Raw genomic sequence first — 2,672 nt, forward strand, 5'->3', positions numbered from 1 at the left:
CCCCGGGGGGAGGCCCGAGGCTTCGAGGGAGGGGGAACCTACATTCTGTCTTTCGCCGAACACGTTGTCGCCAGGTGGGGGCGGGCAGTTACACGCGATGCAGGCCGTCAAAACCAACGACGAAATGGTGTCGCTCACCGACCTGTGGAAGGCGAGCGGCGAGACGAACGCCTCCTTCATTGCCTCTCCCCCCAGAAACCGCCCCAACTTGGGGCAGTTTCTCTTCCGTCATCTCCACCCATTCCTTCACCAGTTTGTCCCGCTCCAATGCCGTCAGTTCCGCCCGGTGCAGGTTCTCGCTGATCTCAACATGCTCCCGCAGGGAACCGCAATAGCGCCAATTCTAGCCGCGTTTTCGCCGTCTACGACACAAAGGTCGTGTAGCGTACAAAAGTCGCTCTATTGGGCACTACAGGCCTTCTCGCGCCTGCCGTGCATTTTTTGAGCAGGCGCGGCAACAAAAAGGGCCGAGTCACCCCGGCCCCGTCTTTTCGTTTATAGGTGCGGCTACCAAAATCGACCGAGCAGCCCGCCGGCAATGCTGCCAATGCCGTTCCACATTTTTTGTGTGCTCGCTGAGTTAGCCATGGAGCGTTCAGCCGCAAGATTCGCGGTCTCGTTTTGCATTTTCTGTTCTTCAGTCGGATTCCCCATGTCCCACCATGTCAAGTAGTTCTTGAACAAGTTCTGGCGTTCCGACTGGTCCCAGGAAATCTGGGGCATGTAGTACCCATCCCACCACGACTTTTGCAGGTTGTTGTCATACGCGTTTGTGTTCCAATTCCAGTTCCCTTCGTTCTGTGCCTGCGTCATATTCCAATTGTTCTGCGCGTTGGCGTTCTGAAGGTTGTAGGAATTGAGCGCCGCGAGTTCGGACAACTTCTGCTGATCCTGAGACTGATTGAATTGATTTTGCGCCAGCCCGACTTGTGTTTCCCGATTGGCAAGGTTGTTCCACTCGCCCGTACGGGTGCCATAAATGTTGTTGGCGAGGCTGGCGAGATATTGATTCGACGAGTCGCGCGCCTGCTGCGCCTGGGACGCAGCTTGGGCGGCATTGGTCGTAAGCGTGTCGGAATAGGTCTTGTACGCCTTGTCGTTGGCCTGCTGGTTCATCACGGACGAACCATACATGCCCTTGCCACCCATGGAACCCTTGATGGCTTGCATCGCGGAATCGTAGGCGTTCTTCGCCGCAATCTCGCCGGGCTGCTGGAGGTTGGTCTGGTACTTGTCCCACGCCCCGTTGCTCGGCTGCTTGTACATGGACTGCGCCGTGTCCATGGAATAATTGTTGTCTTTGTATTGCCCCGTGTAGGTCTGGTTCGGGTTTATCCACGATGACCATTGCGACATCTGCTTGTAGTCGCCGGGGCTGGTGTAGGAAAGGCCGGAGTAGGGATTGGACAGGGTGGACGCCTTATTGGCGTGCGAAACCCAGAAATTCCCGCTGTCGGGGAAATCAATCTTTTGGAAGGGGTCAAACCCGTTGGCCGCCATGTTGAACATGGAACCGATCTGGCCGAACATATTGGACGACATCCTGTCATCCTCCTTGGCAACGTCCTGATGCTGCGTTGCTGGTTACAGGTGTGCGGTCTCCCCGTCGATCTCGGCAAGGAGATTATGCATGTAGGTGACTGGCCCGCCGCGCCGTTGCACATCCTCGGCCATCCGTTCCCGGGCTTCCTGTGTCGTCGGCGCAACATCGGAAAAATCTCGCCCGAGCTGATCCACGAAGGCCAGGCATTCGCCGAGTGTGGATGTCCCTTCGCGGGCCTCCAAGGCCTCTAACCGCTTCTTGATGCTCACTTTACTACTCCTGTGGTTGAAATCCGTACAAGGTTAACAGGTCGCGTTCATCCACCTGACCCGCGTCAAACATGGCCAAGAGGTCTTCGGCGGTCTTGCCGTGGATGTCAGTAAAGGCACCGGTCCCGGGCACGACCTCGTGCCCCCCAAGGTAGGAAGCCATCCGATTCACCCCGGCCATCCTGCCCAAGAGCCCCTTGACGGAAACTCCGTGATCCGCGCCCCAGGTGGCCAGTCGGTCGAGCAACGGCCCGTCCGTGACGGTGTGACCGGTTTTGACCTCAAGGGCGGCCCTGGCGAAGGCGCGGGCATGGGCCGTGATGTCTCCGGCCGGACGGTTTCCTTCGAGGCGGCCAAGACGGGCTTTTAGACTTTTCATGCGGTTCCCCTCGGGCGATAAATCCCGGTGTCGATCACTAGGATGTTGCTTCCCGCGTTCTCGGGGTGTTGAATTAAGTATGCAGGAAGCGGGTTTACGCCCTCTTCTTCGACGACAACAAAAAACGTCCGTTTCGGTGTGGCGGTTTCTTCCAATTTCGTGACGCGGGCATTCAGACTCGCCATGTTCAAACCCCTTTGGTCTCCAGGGCCGCAATACGTACCTCAAGGCTAGAGGTTTCAATCGCTCGGCGGTGCGTCTCCACCAGTCCGGCCAGGGCGGCGGCTTCGCTCGGGGTCAGTTCTCCGGCAGCGGTGGCCGCCAGAATAGCGGACATGGCGGTAGGAAGGTCGGAGGCGGATTTCAGCGGAGGCAGTTCGACCGCGACGGGGGCATCCCGCTTGGCAGGACACAATCTGTCCAAGATCGCCCGCAGCACCGGACCATCGCCAGATAAAGCCACCTCAAGCGCCTTGTTCGT

The 2,672-nt window shown here is 58.3% G+C and carries 5 protein-coding genes and 1 pseudogene; all 6 read right to left on the reverse strand.

Annotated elements, in window-relative coordinates; all coding sequences use genetic code 11:
* A partial coding sequence (locus Q368_RS26840) for a hypothetical protein (protein ID WP_211249811.1) occupies positions 1–180 on the reverse strand: 180 nt, incomplete at its 3' end.
* A 327-nt stretch (positions 181–507) separates the two neighbouring features.
* Positions 508–1,530: a hypothetical protein gene (locus Q368_RS0122680; RefSeq protein ID WP_156955903.1), complete on the reverse strand. Its 1,023-nt coding sequence runs from the start codon at positions 1,528–1,530 to the stop codon at positions 508–510.
* A 54-nt stretch (positions 1,531–1,584) separates the two neighbouring features.
* Positions 1,585–1,812: a hypothetical protein gene (locus tag Q368_RS0122685; protein ID WP_029461293.1), complete on the reverse strand. Its 228-nt coding sequence runs from the start codon at positions 1,810–1,812 to the stop codon at positions 1,585–1,587.
* Positions 1,813–1,816: 4 nt separating this feature from the next.
* Complete coding sequence (locus Q368_RS0122690; protein WP_029461294.1) at positions 1,817–2,191, reverse strand: hypothetical protein; 375 nt, start codon at positions 2,189–2,191, stop codon at positions 1,817–1,819.
* Complete coding sequence (locus Q368_RS23620) at positions 2,188–2,376, reverse strand: hypothetical protein (protein WP_043786760.1); 189 nt, start codon at positions 2,374–2,376, stop codon at positions 2,188–2,190. The genes Q368_RS0122690 and Q368_RS23620 overlap by 4 nt, the downstream gene beginning before the upstream one ends.
* 2 nt (positions 2,377–2,378) lie before the next feature.
* Positions 2,379–2,672, reverse strand: a pseudogene (locus Q368_RS26525) (hypothetical protein); the annotation flags it as partial.

The sequence above is a fragment of the Solidesulfovibrio alcoholivorans DSM 5433 genome (assembly GCF_000702665.1).
GTDB classification, from domain to species: domain Bacteria; phylum Desulfobacterota; class Desulfovibrionia; order Desulfovibrionales; family Desulfovibrionaceae; genus Solidesulfovibrio; species Solidesulfovibrio alcoholivorans.